General features: G+C 57.8%; 26 protein-coding genes and 1 other annotated feature. Of the genes, 13 read left to right on the top strand and 13 right to left on the bottom strand.

What is annotated here, in order from left to right; all coding sequences use genetic code 11:
• A partial coding sequence (locus tag AC6A67_RS08840; RefSeq protein WP_498036186.1) for a hypothetical protein occupies positions 1-384 on the top strand: 384 nt, incomplete at its 5' end.
• 32 nt (positions 385-416) lie between these two features.
• Here AC6A67_RS08840 and AC6A67_RS08835 read toward each other — a convergent pair.
• Positions 417-1058, bottom strand: a complete 642-nt coding sequence (locus AC6A67_RS08835) for a nucleotide-binding protein (RefSeq protein WP_498036185.1) — start codon at positions 1056-1058, stop codon at positions 417-419.
• A 275-nt stretch (positions 1059-1333) separates the two neighbouring features.
• On the opposite strand from AC6A67_RS08835, the gene AC6A67_RS08830 reads away from it, so the two are divergent.
• Together AC6A67_RS08830 and AC6A67_RS08825 are read left to right on the top strand one after the other, a co-directional pair.
• On the top strand, positions 1334-1747 hold the full coding sequence (locus AC6A67_RS08830) for a Ros/MucR family transcriptional regulator (RefSeq protein WP_498036184.1): 414 nt from the start codon (positions 1334-1336) through the stop codon (positions 1745-1747).
• 198 nt (positions 1748-1945) lie between these two features.
• Positions 1946-2263, top strand: a complete 318-nt coding sequence (locus tag AC6A67_RS08825; RefSeq protein ID WP_498036183.1) for an XRE family transcriptional regulator — start codon at positions 1946-1948, stop codon at positions 2261-2263.
• A gap of 15 nt (positions 2264-2278) precedes the next feature.
• On the opposite strand, the gene AC6A67_RS08820 is transcribed toward AC6A67_RS08825, so the two are convergent.
• Together AC6A67_RS08820 and AC6A67_RS08815 are read right to left on the bottom strand one after the other, a co-directional pair.
• Positions 2279-2572, bottom strand: a complete 294-nt coding sequence (locus AC6A67_RS08820) for a TehB family protein (protein WP_498036182.1) — start codon at positions 2570-2572, stop codon at positions 2279-2281.
• Between the two features lie 17 nt (positions 2573-2589).
• On the bottom strand, positions 2590-3525 hold the full coding sequence (locus tag AC6A67_RS08815; protein WP_498036181.1) for a mechanosensitive ion channel family protein: 936 nt from the start codon (positions 3523-3525) through the stop codon (positions 2590-2592).
• A 288-nt stretch (positions 3526-3813) separates the two neighbouring features.
• Here AC6A67_RS08815 and AC6A67_RS08810 point away from each other — a divergent pair, with 288 nt between their 5' ends.
• Entirely contained in the window at positions 3814-4689 is an 876-nt protein-coding gene (locus AC6A67_RS08810) for a tyrosine-type recombinase/integrase (protein WP_498036180.1), read from the top strand.
• A gap of 96 nt (positions 4690-4785) precedes the next feature.
• Here the strand turns inward: AC6A67_RS08810 and AC6A67_RS08805 are convergent, their stop codons facing one another.
• A complete protein-coding gene (locus AC6A67_RS08805) occupies positions 4786-5073 on the bottom strand; it encodes a hypothetical protein (protein ID WP_498036179.1) in 288 nt (95 codons plus the stop codon).
• Between the two features lie 44 nt (positions 5074-5117).
• Between AC6A67_RS08805 and AC6A67_RS08800 the strand changes: the two genes are divergently transcribed.
• The gene (locus tag AC6A67_RS08800; RefSeq protein WP_498036178.1) at positions 5118-5453 is read left to right on the top strand and encodes a tyrosine-type recombinase/integrase; all 336 of its coding nucleotides are present in this window, start codon (positions 5118-5120) and stop codon (positions 5451-5453) included.
• Positions 5454-5477: 24 nt separating this feature from the next.
• Here the strand turns inward: AC6A67_RS08800 and AC6A67_RS08795 are convergent, their stop codons facing one another.
• Positions 5478-6974, bottom strand: coding sequence for a SulP family inorganic anion transporter (locus AC6A67_RS08795; protein WP_498036177.1), 1497 nt, complete (start codon positions 6972-6974; stop codon positions 5478-5480).
• Positions 6975-7030: 56 nt separating this feature from the next.
• Positions 7031-7086, bottom strand: a sequence feature (sul1 is cis-regulatory element that is thought to sense ions involved in sulfur or methionine metabolism; They are found in Alphaproteobacteria).
• Positions 7087-7119: 33 nt separating this feature from the next.
• Here AC6A67_RS08795 and AC6A67_RS08790 point away from each other — a divergent pair.
• Both AC6A67_RS08790 and AC6A67_RS08785 read left to right on the top strand, forming a co-directional pair.
• Positions 7120-7557, top strand: a complete 438-nt coding sequence (locus tag AC6A67_RS08790; RefSeq protein ID WP_498036176.1) for a hypothetical protein — start codon at positions 7120-7122, stop codon at positions 7555-7557.
• 160 nt (positions 7558-7717) lie between these two features.
• Positions 7718-7960: a BrnA antitoxin family protein gene (locus AC6A67_RS08785; RefSeq protein WP_498036175.1), complete on the top strand. Its 243-nt coding sequence runs from the start codon at positions 7718-7720 to the stop codon at positions 7958-7960.
• Here the strand turns inward: AC6A67_RS08785 and AC6A67_RS08780 are convergent.
• Complete coding sequence (locus tag AC6A67_RS08780) at positions 7847-8116, bottom strand: hypothetical protein (protein WP_498036187.1); 270 nt, start codon at positions 8114-8116, stop codon at positions 7847-7849. The two genes, AC6A67_RS08785 and AC6A67_RS08780, sit on opposite strands and share 114 nt — an antisense overlap.
• Positions 8117-9425: 1309 nt before the next feature.
• On the opposite strand from AC6A67_RS08780, the gene AC6A67_RS08775 reads away from it, so the two are divergent.
• Positions 9426-9977 (top strand): recombinase family protein, encoded by a 552-nt coding sequence (locus AC6A67_RS08775; RefSeq protein ID WP_498036174.1) that lies wholly within the window; start codon positions 9426-9428, stop codon positions 9975-9977.
• Positions 9978-11260: 1283 nt separating this feature from the next.
• Here AC6A67_RS08775 and AC6A67_RS08770 read toward each other — a convergent pair.
• The 3 genes from AC6A67_RS08770 to AC6A67_RS08760 form a co-directional block, all read right to left on the bottom strand.
• Entirely contained in the window at positions 11261-11674 is a 414-nt protein-coding gene (locus AC6A67_RS08770) for a hypothetical protein (RefSeq protein ID WP_498036173.1), read from the bottom strand.
• Positions 11675-11908: 234 nt separating this feature from the next.
• Positions 11909-12280: a response regulator gene (locus AC6A67_RS08765; protein WP_498036172.1), complete on the bottom strand. Its 372-nt coding sequence runs from the start codon at positions 12278-12280 to the stop codon at positions 11909-11911.
• Between the two features lie 17 nt (positions 12281-12297).
• On the bottom strand, positions 12298-14379 hold the full coding sequence (locus AC6A67_RS08760; protein ID WP_498036171.1) for a GAF domain-containing protein: 2082 nt from the start codon (positions 14377-14379) through the stop codon (positions 12298-12300).
• A gap of 194 nt (positions 14380-14573) precedes the next feature.
• Here AC6A67_RS08760 and AC6A67_RS08755 point away from each other — a divergent pair, with 194 nt between their 5' ends.
• The 4 genes from AC6A67_RS08755 (at position 14574) to AC6A67_RS08740 (ending at position 16161) form a co-directional block, all read left to right on the top strand.
• Entirely contained in the window at positions 14574-14996 is a 423-nt protein-coding gene (locus AC6A67_RS08755; RefSeq protein WP_498036170.1) for a DUF5681 domain-containing protein, read from the top strand.
• A gap of 564 nt (positions 14997-15560) precedes the next feature.
• Complete coding sequence (locus AC6A67_RS08750; protein ID WP_498036169.1) at positions 15561-15779, top strand: hypothetical protein; 219 nt, start codon at positions 15561-15563, stop codon at positions 15777-15779.
• Positions 15767-15958, top strand: coding sequence for a hypothetical protein (locus AC6A67_RS08745; RefSeq protein ID WP_498036168.1), 192 nt, complete (start codon positions 15767-15769; stop codon positions 15956-15958). Before AC6A67_RS08750 ends, AC6A67_RS08745 begins: the two co-directional genes overlap by 13 nt.
• Before the next feature lie 32 nt (positions 15959-15990).
• Positions 15991-16161 carry a DUF3309 domain-containing protein gene (locus tag AC6A67_RS08740; protein ID WP_498036167.1) on the top strand — a complete coding sequence of 57 codons (171 nt, stop codon included), beginning with the start codon at positions 15991-15993 and terminating at the stop codon, positions 16159-16161.
• A 10-nt stretch (positions 16162-16171) separates the two neighbouring features.
• Here the strand turns inward: AC6A67_RS08740 and AC6A67_RS08735 are convergent, their stop codons facing one another.
• Complete coding sequence (locus AC6A67_RS08735) at positions 16172-16867, bottom strand: recombinase family protein (RefSeq protein ID WP_498036166.1); 696 nt, start codon at positions 16865-16867, stop codon at positions 16172-16174.
• Between the two features lie 501 nt (positions 16868-17368).
• Here AC6A67_RS08735 and AC6A67_RS08730 point away from each other — a divergent pair.
• A complete protein-coding gene (locus tag AC6A67_RS08730; RefSeq protein ID WP_498036165.1) occupies positions 17369-17713 on the top strand; it encodes a hypothetical protein in 345 nt (114 codons plus the stop codon).
• A 97-nt stretch (positions 17714-17810) separates the two neighbouring features.
• Here the strand turns inward: AC6A67_RS08730 and AC6A67_RS08725 are convergent, their stop codons facing one another.
• From AC6A67_RS08725 to AC6A67_RS08715, 3 genes are read right to left on the bottom strand one after another with little or no spacing between them, the layout of a single operon-like run.
• Positions 17811-18110, bottom strand: a complete 300-nt coding sequence (locus AC6A67_RS08725; protein WP_498036164.1) for a HigA family addiction module antitoxin — start codon at positions 18108-18110, stop codon at positions 17811-17813.
• A gap of 12 nt (positions 18111-18122) precedes the next feature.
• Positions 18123-18404: a type II toxin-antitoxin system RelE/ParE family toxin gene (locus AC6A67_RS08720; protein ID WP_498036163.1), complete on the bottom strand. Its 282-nt coding sequence runs from the start codon at positions 18402-18404 to the stop codon at positions 18123-18125.
• On the bottom strand, positions 18401-19168 hold the full coding sequence (locus tag AC6A67_RS08715; RefSeq protein ID WP_498036162.1) for a hypothetical protein: 768 nt from the start codon (positions 19166-19168) through the stop codon (positions 18401-18403). The genes AC6A67_RS08720 and AC6A67_RS08715 overlap by 4 nt, the downstream gene beginning before the upstream one ends.
• Positions 19169-19377: the final 209 nt, after the last annotated feature.

Here is a 19377-nt window from a genome sequence, read left to right as displayed (position 1 = left end):
AAATCAATGGCGAATCTAGCCGCCAGCGTGCCATTCGGCTTGCTGAGCGCGATTCTGTCAAACGCCCGTCATTTGGCTGGCGCCAGACAACTACAGCATTACAAAACTAGGGCGCGGCAGTTATGCCAAGTGCTCCTGCTGCATCTGTTCCTTCAAAGCGTCAACGCCCGGATGTCCATGGTTTCTCAGTACGTTGTCGATCCCCTCAATGAGGAGGTCGTGGATCTTTTGATCCGTCACGTACGCAATTTCCCGGATCTTCATGTAGACCGGGCGCGGGAGATAGACGGATGTGTGGACGATATTCGGACGGGGCTTCCGACCGGCGGGCTTCTTGACCTCTGTCTTTGCCTCTGGCTGCGGGGTGCTGCCGGCATCGAGTGACAAAGAGCCAATGAGCGAAGGACGCTTGGCCATTACGCTTCCTTTCTCGTTTTCCGATTGATCCATTCCCAGAGGGCGCGGACTTCGCCAGCCGCTTTCCCTTCTGGGGCGTATTCCGTCACGCCTTGCCCAGCCGCCAATGCATCCTGATGGTCGGCCCGTTGGGTTAGAGGGGGATCCGCCAGAACGCCAAACATCGCCAGTCCCTTGGCAGCTTCAGCCGCGCGCGAATTCCGCCCGGGTGGGCATTGGTTCAGCACGAAAGCAAACCGGTCCTTCATGCTAAGACGCATCAGGGCCTCAACGGTTGGAAGCGTCGCTTTCAGATCCAGACTGGATGGTCGCGCCGGGATAAGGGCTAAGTCAGCAGCCTTCATTGCTAGATTGCCGGCTGTGCTTTCAACGCCTGCGGTATCGAGCAACGCAAGCGTGAACCCCTGCTTCTCAAGGGCAGACAGGATAGTGGGGAGTTGGACCAGTTGCTCGGGCGTCGGCTTGTCGACCGCAATGGTGTCTACGTCGCGCAAGTCACCCCAGCTCGCCAATGACCCCTGAGGGTCGAGATCCAAGGCGACTACACGTTCCCCGGCCTCCATGGCCGCTACAGCCAGCGATGCCGTGATGGTCGTTTTACCGGCTCCGCCTTTTTGCGTCACAAGCGCAACGGTCCTCATGCGACCTCTCTCCGAATCTTCATCGGCCCACTACAGCGCTCATACGTTAAAGCATGATTGACGGACAGCGGGGTGCGAGTTTCGCGTTATCCTGTCTTCGCGCTTTAATGCTGTAATGCTACAATCCGTTTCGGCACTTCTCTATTCGCAATTGACAAGATGTGCCCTCCACTCTGCCGAAAAGGCGAAATAGGCCAAGCGGTCAAAATATCAAGCTATTGTCATAGCGAGTCTGAGAGCTTAAAGTAGACAAAATATTGTGTAGGGTAGCGAATATGGACAAATTTCAAGAAAATCAAAAACACGTCCAACTCACGGCTGATATAGTCTGTGCTTACATCTCAAATAACGCGCTTGATAAGCATAAGCTCGAGGAATTGATCTCAAAAGTACATAAGAAATTAGTAACACTTTCATCAGAATCTACGCCGACCCCTGAGATGGAGCCTGAGCAGCTTCCGGCCGTGCCGGTGAAGCGTTCGATAACGCCGGACTACATTATCTGCCTAGAAGATGGGAAGCGGTTCAAGTCGCTTAAGCGTCACTTGGCAACCGCCTATGGCATGACGCCTGAGGAGTATCGCCTCAAGTGGAAGCTGCCTCCTGACTATCCCATGGTCTCCCCGAATTACTCCGCAGCCCGTTCCCAGCTGGCGAAATCCATGAAATTCGGTCACCAGAGACGGTGACCTCACCCTGCCTCATGCCGGCTGTTCGGATGAGGCCCGCGGATATGAAAGTCCGGGCGGCATAGGCAACCACGGGGCGTGGGAGGCTGTGTCTGACTTCTGTTGCCAGCAGGTCCCAGTAGCTGCACCATTTCCCCTATAATGGGGCAAATCCCGGTTTGCTCACGGGCGCATGGCTGAGGCTACGAGGAGTTTGATATGAGCGCAGCACCACTTATCACAGGCCCTCAATGCGCCGCTGCGCGGGCTCTGACTGGTATTGGCATTGACGTACTGGCGCGTCGGACAGGGTTGAACCCAGACCTGATCAGGCATTTTGAAGCTGGATGGGACCCTGCTGATATGACGAACCTGCGCGTGCTGCAGACCGTCCTGGAGGGCTTTGGAGCGCACTTTATTCCCGAAGACGACATGGGCGTGGGCGTCCGGCTTCGCTTTACACAAAGTGTTTCGCGCAAGGTGTCTCGTTGGGAAAATGAGGGCGGCACCGTAGGGGACGATGGAGTGCCGGGGTAGTGCGGCCTGAATGGTTCAAGGCATCTTCCAGAACTCGATATAGAACCGGCCCGGTTCAACAAATTCCACGCGGTGCTCAATCTCCGGTTCGATTACGACAGCCGCTCCAGCCGGGACAATGAGCTCGGTCCCGTCAGGCTTTTCTAGTGTGAAGCGCACACTGCCCGAGAGGACATGCAACAAACCCCACGCTCCAGCTTTGGTCGTGTGTGCCGCCTTCAGCCTGGCGGGCAGAGTCTCAGGGGAGAAATCCGGCGAGCGGGCGTAAGCTACCAAGCCTTCAGGCATCGTGGATGGAATATGCGCCATCGATGTCTCCTGGTCCTTCAGTGTGGAGCACGCTGCGCATCGGCTTCTCGGTGACCGGCGGGCGGGTAACAGCGCGTGCTGAATGGCCCATAGCCAGAGGGATTCGTCCCTGCGTGCTGGCGTAGGGCGGCGTCAATTGCCGTATAAACTTCGTCCCTACAATCAATATCATCGACAAAGCTTGGCACCCAAAACCGCACCCGGTAAAGAATTCCGCCCTCATCGTATGAGGTTACCCGTACGTCTGGAGGCGGCGAAGCAACAATCGCCCCGGGTTCTGCGGCCGCTTGCGCGAGTATCCGCTTGGCTTCGGTCACGGGGATATCGTAGCCAAGCTTCACATGGACGTACCCCCGATATTTGCGTCTCGGCGCGCTATAGTTGGTCAGTTTCTGCCTCGCGATGGCGCTATTGGGCAGGATCACATATGTGTCGTCCCGCGTGAATAATCTGGTTGTGCGCCAGCCGATTTCCGTCACCCTTCCCCGTGTTTCGTCATTGATAGAAACCCAATCGCCGATGCGGAATGGGGCTTCCAGGCCAAGGGCGATGCCTGAAAACACGTCTGCGAGAGAACCGCGAAGGGCAAAGCCCAGAACCGCGACCAGGACACCAGACCCAGCGATTGCCGTGCTCCAGTTCTGGCCAACAGCCAGCAGTATCGTGGCCAGGCTCGCAAAAACAAAAAATGCTGCAGTAACGATTTCCAGCAACAGCTTTGGGACTGGCCGTCGTTTTGAACGCGAACGTTCAAGCGCCGCCCCTGCCAAGCGCGCCGCCAGCCATGCGCACGAAAAATAGGCGGCGCCACCCACGGCGACATAGAGTGGTCTATGGTCATTCAACACGTCTAAGGCGTGATACGAATTTATGAAGATGTTTATGGAAACGCTTGCCGCCACTGAAACCAATGGCCAAAGCAATTGACTAAGAATTTTGCCCCCCTTCCTCATAGCGCTGCACAATTTATTCTATACCAAGTGATTAAGGCAGAGAGTTGGCTACGAAAACGGGCCTACTTTACGCGAAGTAGCGCCCAGCGATTGCGTTGTCGCTCCTGTGTGTTTTTTGTCGCGTGACGTTAGACGAGTACCGTCGACACCCTCTCAGCGACTGGTGAACGCTTTCACGTCCTGTCACGGGTCTTCACGCGCTGTAGCGCGTTGCCATTTCCTGTCCGATTCTTGGCGTTTGAATGTTAGACAAGTTACCTTAGCTAACATTCGTAAGGGGTGCTCAAAATGGACAACCTTCCCGCAGTCATCGCCACGGTCATGCCGAGCCAGGCCGACAGCGACGCCGAACTGGTCACGATGTGGCTGACGCGGAATGAGAGCCCCCACACCCGGCGCAACTACGCACGCCGCGCCGCCGACTTCATGGCGTTCGTCCGGGTACCCTTGCGGGATGTTCGGCTGGGCGACGTGCAGGACTATCTGGCCACGCTGGCAGACAAGGCCCCGGCAACCCGTGCCAACGCGACCGCCGTCATCAAGAGCCTGCTGAGCTTCGCCCAGGAGTCCGGCTATATCCCCTTCAACGTCGGGAAGATGATCAAAGCGCCGTCCGTGAAGAACACCCTGGCCGAACGCATCCTGCCGGAAGCCGACGTGATCCGGATGCTGGAGATGGAAACCAATCCCCGCAATCGGGCGCTGCTGAAGGTGCTGTATGGGGGTGGGCTTCGCGTGTCAGAGGCTTGCGGCCTGCGTTGGCGCGCCCTGACGCCTCGCGAGGATGCTGGCCAAGTCACGGTTCATGGCAAGGGGGGTAAGACCCGCGCTGTTCTGGTCAGCCCCCGGACATGGCGGGAACTGACGGCCATCCGCCCCACTGACGCCCTGCCGGATGACGCGGTGTTCGCCTCCCGCAAGGGCGGGACTGCCATCACGACCATGCAGGCCCATCGCATCGTCAAAGCCGCTGCCGACCGGGCTGGCCTGCCGCCAGAAACCTCAGCGCACTGGCTGCGGCACTGCCACGCCAGCCACAGCCTCGACCGTGGCGCGCCGATCCACCTGGTGCAGAACACCATTGGTCATGCTTCCGTCGCCACGACGGGGCGCTATCTCCACGCCCGGCCAAACGATAGTTCGTCGAAATATCTCACCGTCTGACAGCGGGGAGTGGCCACCGCCATACTGAGTTGGTCTATTCTGGGCATTTCCACCGTGCGGAAACCAAGAGATGCTCAGGGGCAGCCAGCGCACCCATTATTCACTGCTATTGAACTGCAGCGAATGACCTAATTTCATAAATCGCGCGATTTCTGGATATGTATAAGGGCGGCTTAAGTTCTTGTCTTCGAACTCAGACTTAGCGAGGCCAAAATTTTCATTTGTCTTTCCATTGTATTGAAACCGCCTGCCAACAGCAGAATGGAACACCTCATAGTACGGAGACGTACGCTTTATATTTACTCCAAAGCGTACCGTGCTATTCACAGTCATACGCGAGCGAACACCTTTAAAATATTCATGGTTCAGGCTCATATTTTTCATTGTAATTATCTTTCAAATGGAACGCACCCTAGTTTCAATGTGCCATGGATTTGGGACTCCACCTAACCAATTCTGATGGCGACTTGCCACTCCGGCATGATGCACAAGCGGATAACGCCATGCTTGCCTCCCGCAAGGGTGGGGTGGCCATCACGACCATGCAGGCCCATCGCGTCGTGAAGGCTGCGGCGGACCGGGCTGGCTTGCCGCCTGAAACGTCAGCGCACTGGCTGCGGCACTGCCACGCCGGCCACAGCCTCGACCGTGGCGCGCCGATCCATCTGGTGCAGAACACCATCGGTCATGCGTCTGTCGCAACGACGGGCCGCTACCTGCATGCAAGGCCACATGACAGCTCTGCAAAGTACCTCGGCGTATAACCGAGAACGGCACGTTGGCTTCAATCAATGGGGTACGATGCCACTCTCGACGCCTGTTTTGTCATGCAAGGCGAAGCGATCCACGATTTCAGCGCTGGCTTTGTTGTAGCCTACAATTGTTACTTCTCGCCCCTCCTTGCGGAGGCGGGTCACCACTCTATCCAGCGCACTTACTGCCGAAATATCCCAGAAGTGAGCGCCAGATACGTCAATCGTCACACGTTGGCAGGGCTCTGACGCCTGGAAAGCTCGCGAGAATCGCTCCACTGACGCGAAAAACACCTGCCCGCTGACACGATAAGTGGCTTCCTCTCCGTTCTTTGACGCGGTTCGTTCAACCGTGAACATCCGTTGAACTTTCCCTGCGAAAAAGATGCCGGATAGCAGTACGCCGGCGAGCACGCCCAACGACAGGTCGTGCGTTGCAACGACCACAGTCACGGTTGTGAGCATAACGACCGATGACGTTGGGGGATGCCGCCGAAGGTTTGCGATGGAGTTCCAACTGAAGGTGCCGATAGAGACCATGATCATCACGGCTACCAGCGCCGGCATGGGTATCTTGCCGACATAAGGCCCCAGAACTGCCAACAGGAAGAGGAGGAACGCCCCCGCGACGAAGGTTGAAAGGCGCAACCTTCCGCCGGAGGTCACGTTGATGACGGACTGACCAATCATCGCGCAGCCACCCATTCCACCGAACAGGGCGGAGACGATATTTGCGCTGCCCTGACCCACGCATTCTCGGCGCTTGTTGCTGTCTGTATCCGTCATGTCATCGACAATCTGGGCGGTGAGCAACGACTCCAGCAATCCGACCGCCGCCATGGCAAGCGAATAAGGCAGAATGATTTGAAGCGTTTCCAGCGTCAGTGGCACCTGAGGGACTGCGAATGTAGGGAGCCCCTCGGGCAAATTTCCCATGTCGGATACGGTGTTAACTGGTAGGCCAAATCCAATGCTGATTGCAGAAAGGATCAGGATTGCGGCCAATGGTGATGGGATGGCTGCTGTCAGCCTCGGCAGCAGGTAAATTATGGCCAGGCCGCCACCAACCATGGCGTAGGTGTGCCAACTCACGCCGGTTAATTGGGGCAGTTGGGCCATGAAAATTAGAATGGCGAGCGCATTCACAAACCCGGTGATGACCGACCGAGATACGAATTGCATCAGCAGATCCAGCCGCAGAAGACCTGCGATAATCTGAATGATGCCCATGAGGATGGTGGCAGCGAATAGGTATTCAACGCCATGCTCTTTAACCAGCGGCGTCACCAAGACCGCTACGGCTGCTGTTGCAGCCGAAATCATGCCCGGCCTGCCGCCCGTGAAGGCGATAACCATTGCGATGACGACGGATGCGTAGAGGCCAACGCGAGGGTCGACACCGGCAATTATTGAGAACCCGATGGCCTCAGGGATGAGGGCCAGTGCAACAACGATCCCAGCCAGAACCTCTTTACGCAAGCTGGTCCAATCGCCCAGCCATTGCGTGCGATAAGTCGAAACCCCGATTTTCATAAAAATTCCGCAACAAGGCACATGATAATGAGGGTAGGCCCCCTAGTCATGCGTGTTGTTGTCCGGCGGTTCGGCGGCCGGAATAGCCACCCGGATTTTCACCGGGCTCCTTAGCGAATAGCCGCCATTAGCTTGGCAGCCCCGCTTGGCGCAAGCCGATATGTTCCCCTATCCCGGCGACCTCTCCCGGGTCATCAGCAATCCGCAGCGCCCATATCGCCAGCATATCATCGGCATGAAGGGACTTCGGCGGCACATCGCGCCTGAGCGCCTCGGCAAAGATGGCGTCCATTATGGACAGGCAGCGGTCGGCGTCACTGTCGAGGATATGACCGCCCCTGCGCTCATTCGCCCAAGGCTGGCCTCCGCGCCAACCAAACAATTGGGATGCCGTACGATACGTCTCATAGAGGTGGCGCAGTTCGCCCCACTGAAAGGGCGTCCAGATTGGACAGGGTGTCAGAACGCATTGTCCATGCCTTCGACGTCCGACATCGAACAGGCTGGCTTACGCTTTGTTCACGTCGGCATGCGCGTAAAATTTATGACGCGTCCGCTCGGAAGTTCCATGTCATCAAAATAAAGCCCGGCCCGTAGCAGGCGCGAATTGAGAAGCTCTCTGTGTGCGGGACTCATCGCGAACTTAAGGGCGCTGCCCAAGCCGCCCTTCCTCGTGAGATGCTGGCGCTACCAGTGCAGGACGCGACGCATGGATGCTCTCTAGCCGCTTCATAGGTTACGCAATGGCCAATCCACCTCGCCGCCCCCATCAGAACCCGCGGGCTGCCGCTGAAGCCGTCTTCAGACCTAAACAGCAGGCGCCAGCGCCTGTCGCGACGCAGACAGCTCCCCCCAACGCAAGGGAGCTCGTATCACTGCGGATCGACTGCGCGGTCCTGGAGTATTTTCAGGAAGGTGGCCCAGGCTGGCAGGACCGCATCAACGATGCCCTCCGCAATGCCGTGGCTTCCAAGAAGGCCGGATAGCATTGGCTCGGGGGCTCCATTTTCAGCCGCCTTCGGGCGGCTTTTTCTTTTCACGTCGTTTTGACCCAGCTTCAGAAGCCAGCTGCCGATCCGTCCAGAATGCCCGATTGAAGCGAGAAACCGCCGCCCCGCCAACTGCGCCAGCCGCAGACGCAAGCTCCCTGTTCCGGGAGAAGCTCCTCTTTTCGTTTGGGACACTGCGCCCGCCGAGACTTGCTACCTCACGCCTTGCTTCAGGACTGAGGCATGCAAACCCTCGGCGCTTTTTCGGTTGGTCTGGGTTCATAACCATCCCCCAATCTCCAAAAGTTTTGGGATGATACAATTTCACACATTATATATGTAATAACTAAGTAATTAGTATTACATGGAAAATTTTCCCATCCTGCATAGAGGGAGAATGTAGATGCCGTGCCGCGAAGCTAAGCCTGCAAGTTTGGCTGGCGGCTATCGCCTCTGGCCTTAATGGCAAGAGCCCAGTTTGGCGCTAGTCGCTCGCCATCCCGGCTGGGAACCTCTTTTTAACGGAACAAAAAGCGAAGCTATAGCTTTCTACAGCAGAGCCCCCCATACGCCTCGGGGGTGCTTCTGAATGTGACAACTCTGGGCCGCCTCTGGGCGGCCTTTTATTTGACTGATCCATTCTCGCCGCCCGTGCGTATCGATTGCGTGGAGTGGCCCGGTTAATTACCCCCGAACGCCTCGACAGCGGGGCCGCTCCACCCCCCACGAGGGCTGACTGCCTACTGATCCCGCAACTATGGCCGTCTTCTGACGGCTTTTCTTTTGGAACCTAAACGCCTAGTCCGAGCTTATCCATGCATCCCCACTGCCTCCTGGGGCCCCTCTGAATGTGACAAATCTCGCCGCCTCTGGGCGGCGTTTTTCTTTGCCGTTGCCAAGCACAAGGAAGGGTAACGCCGACCGCTCATAACGGTCTGATTCGAGGTCGCGGCTTCGCCCATCCGGCCTTCGGCCTGATTGATTTTGAAAACCCCAGCAAGGCGGCCTCGTGACAGCCGCCACCCCGGCAAGAGAAGCCCCTGTAAGTTCCCGGTAAAATTCGCTCAATACCGCAAACGTTGTGGGTCGCGAAGACGCCACAGACGTTTGCTGAAGCGGCCACCGGCGCAGCGGCGGCAATTTTGAAACGGCGTCACAGACGCCTGAGCCCCCCTGAAGCCCCCCAACAAGCCCCCATAAAAGTGGCTCACTACCGTAGTTTTTGTGCAGCGCGTCGCCCGCAGCACAAAAACTACTCCCGCTCGGAGCCGCTCGCGCGGCCTGCTGAAACGACATTCGCGCATCTGGCTGCCGTGGCCTGCCAGATGGCATGTGCGGGGCTGCCGTGGCCCACCCCGACTTATAAGTCGTTTCATATTTATCCGATAAAGCTATTCCTATAAATATATTTTATCGTCATTATCATATCGTAATTCGTTTCAAATTAGGGAGCGACCGCGCGATGACCACCTTTGGCTACGTCTTTGCCGACGACATGCATGGGCAACATATGCAGGGCTACGACTTGCGGGACGCTGGCGCGACCGAAGACTACGGCGACCTTGGCGATGACGGCGACACTGATAGGCCGGAGCTAGTCGCAGCACTGGCGAAAATGACCGCTGGCGACACACTCTTGGTTACGCGGCTGGATCGGCTGGGCCCAACAAGCGACGCGGTTCTGGATGTTCTGAACGCCCTCAGAGAAAAGGGGGCGGGCCTAACTGCCATTGACGACGGGATTGTCATTACGCCAGCCGACTACCAGCGCATCAACCACCTTTACGCCACCCTGACGGCTATCGAAGCCGCGCACCAACAGCGAACAGCCGCGCGGGATGCCCGCAAGCCCGAGAGACGCAGGAAGGCGGGACGCCCAAGCTCTCTGACAGCGGAGCAAATCGCCCTCGCGAGACGCAACATCGACAGCGGCCATGAAACCATTCCATCAATGGCCAAGCTCATGAAGGTCAACAAGACCACGCTGTGGCGCGCGATTAAGGCGAGGGCATAGCGCCGGTTTCCGGACACTGGAAAAGGGCGCTGCGCTAAACCAACCGTTTTCGCCGAAATGGGCGAAAACCCTCAACTCCTGAGTTTTTGAGCGCCGTAAAAGAGGCTGCGGGGGGAATTTCGCTACAGGGTGCGCGCGTGACGCACCCGCACGCGCACGCGCACGCGCACGCGAGGCTATGAATTTTCGGAGCCAATGAAAAAGGGGGCCACAGCGAGGTATGGAGGAAATCGCCACACCTCCAGTGACATGCCCCTAAGCCTGTTGGTGGCATTTGCGCTCACCAGATTTGGGGAGATCAAACCCTGCCGGAATCCCCACAATGCGGCCCCGCCCAATTTTGTCAGGCACCCTACGGGCCGTTGCCTTCTATCAGCGCCAAGCTACGCTCACCACGCAACATAAGGGGCGAGCATGACGGGACGAAGAGTCATTAGAGCGGCTATTTTCTTGGGCATCGTAGCGGTCATTGCCCTGCTGGTTTGGGCTTTTGACGGATTAGGTGGACTGTAGGCACCCGCACGACAGGCTGCGTTGCTGTAACAGCAACGCAGGACCGGCTCCGGTCGCGCGCCTTGGCCCCTTGGAGGGCCGACAATGATTTTCATCTGAAATTAGGTGGCACTTGGCGAAGCGGCTAGCGTATTCGTGAACCTGTCACCGGTGACCTCTGCATCCGCTACGGTATAGTTCAAGGATGCCGAATGAGCCCACACCAGTCGCTCCGACCTCCTCAAGCATCTCCCCCACCAGGAGGGCGATGGCTCGGAATGCGTATCAAATGGCTCTGAATTTTGGCTTCTCTCGCGAAAAAGCGATGAGAGCGGCTCGGAGAGTACTTCTCCCGAACGCCCACCCCCCTAGGTAGCGCTGCACTCCGATGCCCAAAGGCCCGGCCATAGTGCCGGGCCTTACCTTATCTAGGTTGATTCTTCAGGCTAAACGCCTTGGTGCCATGTGCGCGCCACCGTGGCGCTCATATCGGCGGCACACGGAAAGGGGGCGCATATTCTGCGCACCCTTGGCCAACCAGCGCGCCACGGTGGCGCGTTGCTGAGATGCGTCACGATATCATGACGGATCACACGGGCGGCTGGCCTGAATTTTTGCGCAAGGTGCGCGCGTGCGCGAGGCCGGCCACCGATTTATCTGAAGTCATCTCGCGAGCGTAAAGCGAGAGGGGCCAAGGGTGTATCCTCAACAGATACCCCTGCCCCAGCGTGGGCGATGCTGGGTTTCATCATCATGTCACCACCTGTCACCGGTGGCATTCTCTTGCCCCGCTACCCAAGAAGCCGACGCAGGAAACCCCGCTTCTCTGGCTGCGGAATGGGAACTGCAGCGAGTGCTTTCTCTGCCTGCCCCTGCCACCTCATCCCATCCGCCCGCAGTTCTCCGGAGCGCTTCCGCTCGGCTTCAAGGAGCGCTTCTAGCCCCCTCGCCTCTGCCGCTAGGGCGTCAACGCGCTTCGCGGTTTCATTGAGCGTGGCGATGGTTTCGCGGGCGTCCTTTAGTTCGCCAGTCTTGGCGGTATCCCAAACACGGGTCAGAATGGCTGTGAGGAAGGCGCAGAACGCGATAGCGCCTAGGACGCCAATAACCACTTCTGCCGGCCTGTCAGGATGACGCTGGAGCATGCTGTAGGCCAGCCATCCCACGAACAGCGCCTGAACAGCCATCCAGATTAGACGCGACATTCCCGGCCTCATGAGACAACCCGTTGGCGAGTCTACCCATTTGAGGTCCTGAGAGATAGCCGGTGATGGACCAGCCCATTTTCAGGACCAGTACGCACGCGTGCGCGCACGAGAGCCTTGGGGGCGCTAAGTCAGGGGCGGGAGAGCCGCCACATACGACACTGTAGCGCTACAACGTTGCTGCACTAAAGAGCTATCATGTAATGACCGCTCCGTGGCCTCTCTTGCAGAGGGTTAGGGGTGCTCTCCCTGCAAAAGCGACACCAAGCGTGCCGCTCCATAGGGTTTAGGTATGAACACGGCGGAGTGGGGCATCTCATTGGTATCAGGCAGGTGCTGCCCTGAGGTAATTAGGACCTTGACGCCCGGTCTCTGCACAGAAATGACGTTGGCCAAAGCGAGGCCATCCATGCTTCCGGGCATATCGATGTCTGTGAACAGAAGGAACAGCTCGGTTCCCTCATCCAAAATGGACAGAGCCTCATCAGCGCTACCCGCTTCCAAAACTCGGAATCCTGCCTCCTCAACCAGGTCTACGGCGTCCATCCGGATCAATGGATCATCCTCGACGACTAAGACGGTCTTCCCCTTTGGGGTATCTAACATTGACGTGTACCCATTCCTCAAACCAGTTCCCGGATTACGCGCATCGGCAATTCAAACTCGGCGTTAAAGCCTGTGGGATCATAGCGCTTTTTAACCGATCCTGTCCCAGCGATGCCCATTTTGATCAGCCTTGAGCCAAACCCTCTTTGGGCTGGCTCTGAGACAGGGGGGCCGCCGGATTCTTTCCAAGTCAGAATGAAGCCTTCTTCGTCGCCATCATTCCTCGTCTCCCAGTGAACATCGACTGTTCCACCGACCGTAGAGAGAGAACCATATTTGAGAGCATTAGTTGCAAGTTCGTGAAAAATCAGGGACAGCGACAGCCCTGCTTTCGGCCCAAGACGTATATCTGGCCCCGAAAAAGTGAAGCGGCTTCGTTCGGCATGTATTTCCAGAACACTCTCCAGGACTGACAAAATCCGGGCAGAGGACCATGATTGCTGAAGCAGGATGTCATGTGCCTTGGCCAGTGCATGAATTCGCGCCAGGAACGCGTCGACTGCCGGGCCCGGGCTATTCTTCTTAAGTGTCTGGGACGCGATGGCATGAACCATAGCCAAGGTATTCTTCAGGCGGTGGCTCAACTCGTGGTTCAGGACCTGCTGCTGCTGCTGCGCTTCAATCCGCTCGAGCGTTGCGTATGTCCGGTCGCTGACCCGGCGGAGAAATTCTGTTTCATCCTTCGTCCAGCGACGTGGCTGGCCGTGGACTATGAACAGAACCCCCTCAAGACGCCCCTGATCCAGGACTGGCGCGGCCAAGAGCGCACGCGCGCCCATCTCCGAAAATACGGACCTGTCCTCGGTCGACCCCGGGTCCATCAACCCATCGGGGACCGCAACAACTTCTCCGTTGGCCAGCCTGTCCAGTGTGTGAGGCAAGCGGGCAATTAGGTGACGCCCCGCCAAGGGAAGCTGGCCAGGAGCCAAATGTTCCGCTTCTACCTGAAACGATCCCTCAATTTCATCGACGGTTGCATAACCCAATCGATCAAGGGGGAAAATCTCGGAAAGCGCCTCGACCGCATATCCAGCGGCTTCCTTGAATGATGAGGCCTCCCGCAAGCGTTCCCCTAACGATAAGAGGGCCGCCGTATGCGCATCGCGCTGCTTGGTGCTGGTGATGTCCATCACGACACCAACCATTCTTTGCACTTTGCCATCCGGCGCACTCACGAACCGTGCACGCCTTGATATCCAGCGAAGCTCTCCATCGCTTTTGCGACGGATACGGTACTCGACATCCAGTTTCGCGTCCCCTGAGATGCGGCTATCGCGTGCCGAGCGCATCTCCTCATCGTCCTTCACAACCAGCGCTTCGAGCAGATCAGCCGCGTACGTGCTCTGCACGGGCAAGCCGAACACCTTACAGAACTCCTCCGAGACCTCGAGTTGATCAGTCTCCACGTCGAGTTCGAAAATCCCGATCCCGCCAGCATCCTGAGCCAGGAGCAGACGCTTCTGGTCGGTTCTTATCAGTTCGTTCTCCGCGGCAAGCCTGACTGCCGTCAGTTCTTTCCGCGCATTGATCCGCGCCTGGATGGCATTCTTGCGAGCCAGGTCCCTGAGCGCAGTACGAAGCTCTAGCTGTGCCATAACTTGCTTGGCCAAAACGCGTAGCGCCCGTTGTTGCACTTGCGTGAGTTCTCGCGGCCGATGGTCCAGCACGCACAGAGTTCCAATGGGATAGCCATCCTGGGTCTTCAGGACCGCGCCGGCATAGAACCTCAGGCCGGGGGAACCGACCACAAAAGGGTTGTCCTTAAAGCGCTCGTCTTTGGTTGCATCGGGGACTAAGAAAAAATCGCCTTCGATAACGGCCTTGGCGCAAAATGAAGTATCTATATGGGTTTCAGATACAACGAGGCCAACCTCAGCCTTGAAATACTGCCTACCGTCACCAATAAAATTGATAACTGCAATAGGTGCCCCGCAGATATCAGCGGCAATATTGACGAGTTCGTCAAAATCTCTTTCGGGGAGCGAGTCCATAATTTTGAAGCCAGCCAGCGCAGCTAGCCTGTTCATTTCGTACGTCGCCTTACCGCTGTCAGCACTTAGGTCGTGCAGCATTTTTAGCGCGTCTCTTTCTTCGATCATCCGCCCTTCTGTCACAAGAAGGTAGCAGGAGCTATCGGATATTATGGTGGCCCAGTTGGCTTTCGGGCTCACATTTCCGGCGCCATGGAGACAGCCAACACACCTGAGTGTCTGAAAAACAGGGCTAAATCAGGGAGACTGATTCGTGGTATAGTGCTACAGTTTTCTAGCTTTAAAGCGCTTCAGAGGTGTAGATGGCCGCCAGCCGAACCAGCTTCAAAAAGGGCCAGAGTGGCAATCCTGCTGGCAAGCCGCGCGGGTCACGCCACCGGACGACACGCGCTATCGATGAACTGCTTGCCGGGGAGGCGGATAAAATCACCCGGAAAGCCATTGAGATGGCCTGTGAGGGTGACACTGTGGCGTTGCGACTTTGCCTCGACAGGCTGGCCCCCGCCCGAAAAGACCGGCCAATCCCGTTCGCCCTTCCACCGATAGAGAGAATAGAAGACCTGAGCCGCGCCACCGCAGCGCTCATTACGGCTGTGGCTGAAGGTGAACTCACCCCAATGGAAGCGGCTGAGCTCAGCAAGCTGGTGGACGCTCATATAAAGGCCGTCGAGGTCACGGACCTGAACCGCCGCCTTGAAGCGCTGGAGAATGGGAGGCGGCCATGAGGAGCCAGATTGCAGCTCGCATCGGAAAGCTCGAGAACAGGCGCGTGCCTTCGGCGGCTCCACTCTCGAAAGAGCAACGTGACGCATGCGTTCGGGACATGCTGTCGGATCAGGAGCGGGTAATGGCTCTATCCGCCAGCTTGCACGCATCCCCCACCAACATCCCCATGGCGCACGTGATAGCAGCAGCGCTGAGGGCCGATACATGAGCATCGCCATTGCACGCCGTCTCCAGACGCTTGAGCAGCAGGCGCGCCGGACCAGTAGGCCAACGGTTGCGTTCGTGCTCTTGGAACGCACGCAAGAGCTGGTGGAAGCGGCCTACAGCCGGGCACTCGAGGTGGGCGTTCTCCAGAAAGGTGACCCGGTCATCAGGGGAGTAATGCCGCTCCCGGCGCCCTTACCCGGAAATCGGTGGACAGATGGCACGGACCTGACGGAGGGCGAGCTTGCGCAAATAGCGTATACGCCGGGAGACGAAGGGTTGCATTCGCCCTTGGCCATGAACCGGAGCGATGCCGAGCTTGCGGAGGCAATCATCGCAGGAACGGCAAGGTGCGCCCCATGAGCAAGATTTCTAGCCGGATATCGAAGCTGGAAGCCCAGCATTTGCACCCGACGCCGACAGCAACGGTTCTGCGTCATATCGTGACCGGAGCGGATGAGGCTGAGAGACAGGCGAAGATTGAGGCCCTCATAGCCTCCAGCTCTGGTGATGCGCTTCACATCATCCGCACCATAGTCACCCCTCATCACGTGGAGCTATCCTCATGTCCCGCATGATTTCGGCTCGCCTGTCACGGCTTGAGAAGGCCGAAAACCCGGAGGCGGAGCGCTTTACCGTCAGCGCATGCCTTATGGGAGAAGAATGCGAGAATCCGGGTGGTGCTGCCTCTGCGGTCTTGGCTGAAGCCGAGTGGGAAGAGGCATATTGTGGAACGCCCCCCATTGCCGAACGTTAAACAAGGGATGCCGCTCATAGGAGGCCCTCCCAATGTACCTGTTACTTGTGTTGATTATCCTCATCCTGCTGTTCGGTGGCGGCGGCATGTTCTACGGCGGTGGTCGCTATCGTAACCATGGGCTTGGCCTGGGTGGCCTGCTGCTAATTATCCTGATTGTCTTGCTCTTCATGGGGGTGATTGGCCCTGGCCCAACTGTGTAACGGGGGCAGTTCAGCGATTAGGTTGCGGATAATCTGCTTCAACCATGGGAAGGACACGACGCACCTGCATGGGCGACCATGAGCCACCTCGAGCAGCCGGAATCCCCCGCTCATTGAGCCCGCGAGCAATGGCTCCCAGAGAGTGTGCGCCATTCGCCTGCAGATCCCGGATGACAGGCGAGAGGTCCGCGACACGTGCACGGGCTCTGGCCGCCTGTGTCGCCCTTCCTGCCTGTTGATCCGCTCTGGTTGGCGTCACGCCTCTGTGACCGCCTAGAACCGTTCCCCGAGCCTTCGCAGCAGCGAGCGCAGCTTTTGTCCGGGCGGATATCATTTTCCGCTCGGCCTGGGCGACAACCGCCATAATCCCCACGACCATCTCATTGGCTTCAGGCATATCGGCAGCCGTGAACTGTACGCCTGATTTTTGAAGGCCCAGCAGGAAGTGGGCGTCGCGGGAGAGGCGATCCAGCTTCGCTATGAGAAGACGCGCACCCAGCAGGCGGCAAAGGCGTAGGGCCTCTGCCAATTTTGGACGGTCGTCCTTCTTCCCGCTCTCAATCTCCACCACCTCGGCCATGAGCTTCCAGTTTCCACCGTTCAGAAAGCTCCTGACGGCATCTTTCTGCGCATCGAGCCCCAGACCGGATCGCCCCTGCTTCTGCGTCGATACGCGGTAGTAGGCGACGAATTTTCCCTGAGCCATGTCAATCACATCCGTTTCAACGAACGTTGAGACGAATGTTATGGATGGCAGGCGCTAAATGTCAAACACACGTACGCACCACTGGTGGTACAGCAGAGGGGCGAGCGGCTGAATGGGAACCCACCCGTAAGTTGCGGACTTGGCTCCACAGAACCAAAGGAGCCCGCCATGAACCAGCAACCAGCCGCCCCCCCGATATCGGTTCCTCCTGCGCCCAGCACCCCAGCGCAACCACCCACGCCGCCAGAGGGTCCACATCCTGAAGAACCGGTCGGCGTCCCGGTAAGGGAGCCAATCCCGGTTCCGCAGGAGCCCATTCAAATACCCCCTGAAACACCAGAGGAAATCCCGAAGTAGCACAGATGGGGAGAAGGCCATTGTGGCTGCCGCCATATATAGGCCGCAGCTTGGAAGACGCTGGCAGACTACGGCAGCTGACCCACTTGGCGTGCCGCCCACCATCACCCATAAGAGGTCCTATAGGGTGATGGAGAAGCTTAGGTGTACGAGAGCAAAGACGCACCCTTGGCAAGCCGCCGACGGTTCGCCAAGCGCGTCATACACCACACTGCCGCAGCTACTGCGCTGGTCGCCGCCTTTGGCCTATTGGGCGTACTTGGTCAGATCCTCTTGGAAGAAACCCTGACAGTGCATGATGCGCTTCTAAACACGGCTTTGCTGCTAGGTGGCATCGGAACACACAGCATGCCACCAGGCACTCCCGGGAAGCTGTTCATTGCCGGATACGGTTTTCTGACAGGGATACTCTTTGCGGCTTCCCTAGGAATTATCATGGCGCCGGTAGTCCACCGGCTTATGCATAAATTTCATCTCGACTCTGATTGAACGGTATGCCGGGTTAGAATAGAGGCCGCGCCATACCCCGTCTTTGCCTTCTCCAAGATGCATGCGCTGCATGAGGGTTTATCTGACAGCAGAAGGCTCAGGCCGCTTCCATTTCCAGCGGCTGGATGGAGGCTAGGTCCTCGCTGATTTCCTTCTCCGTGGTTTCCATATCGTATCGCGCTTGGAGATTGAGCCAGAATTCTGGCGTCGTGCCAAAAAGCTTCGACAACCGTAAAGCGGTATCCGCCGAAACGCCGGTCTCTTCGCGGATGACCCGTTCAACGCGGGTGCGCGGTACATTGATGGCGCGCGCCACAGTTATCGCAGAAAGCCCCATAGGCTCCATGAACTCCTCACGGAGCACTTCCCCAGGGTGCATGGGAGGAAGCGTTTTCATCGTTTGTCTCCCTCAGTGATAATCGACAATTTCAACGTCGTAGGCATGGCCGTCGTTCCACTGGAAGCAAATCCGGAATTGGTCATTCACCCGGATCGAATGCATCCCAGCCCTGTTGCCTTTCAATGCCTCCAGCCTGTTTCCCGGAGGGGCCAACAGGTCCGTCAGCTGTGTGGCGGCGTCCAGCATTGCGAGCCTCCGTCGCGCGACCTTCAGCAAGTCCGCTGGAAAGCCCTTAGGCAAACGGCCATCTGCAACGCTTTCTGTAATCTTGCCTTTGAAGCTTTTTATCATCGGCAAGAGGTCCGGCGTAGTGCGAATGTATCATAGTGTGATACATCGTCAACTCGTGACGTTGAGCCACAAGGCTTCTGAGGTGGACGATGATTGCTAAGGCCTCTGATTTTATGAGGTTTTTTAATCATCGTATTCGTGGGGCCTGGCAAAATCGACCCTATACCCAAGGAGCGGAAGGTCATGGGCGAGGACTTTGGGCCTCGCTTGATCCATGCCAGCCATTCGGGGCTGATCACCTGAACAAGGTTTGGCAGATTCTTCTGCCCTTGGCGGCGGCGCTCCTGAACCACCAGCAGGCCCAAACTGACGGCTATGTGCATCGCCTGCTGGACCAGCGCCCGGCACACCCCAGCGCGCGCGGCAATCTCGGCAATAGTGATGGCGCACTTGCCCCGGTCGCGCATTTCGTCGCTGACTACGCGCATCACCGCCAGCTGGCCTGTGGTGAAATGAGCTGCCAGATGCGGCGGGAGGGGGCCTGAGTTTGCCATGCGCCGACGACGCATCAGTGATGCTGTGCGGTCCGGGGATGCCTGACGTTTGCGTGGCGGGAAAATGGAGTGACGCGCGGCTTGTGGTGCGACGCTAGGCGCAGCGCGGATGTCGGATTTACGCTCGGCTATCCGTTCCGCAAGTGCCTGCGTCTGCTCTTCGCCTATGTCACCTGCGGCGAACGACTTCCAGATTTCGCCGGACGCCCATTCCAGACGCGTAATTGTTCGAGCGCCATCGACGATGGCCGCTATCCGTTCTGCAAACATGCCCACCCCTCATCGGGGTCGCGCAGAGCAAAGCATATCGATGCCAAAAACGACGTTCTCAGCTTGACACGTCAAACGTGTCGTGAGAGCGTCCAACCATGTTCAGGGGGTGGACGCTCTCTATCGATTTTGAAGGCCTCGCGGGCGGCAACCCAGCGGGGCCTTTGCTTTTTCAGACCACTGCTACGACCAGCTCACTCCTGAAAATC

The organism is Camelimonas sp. FR25 (assembly GCF_059740505.1).
This window is presented reverse-complemented; position numbering and strand designations above follow the sequence as displayed.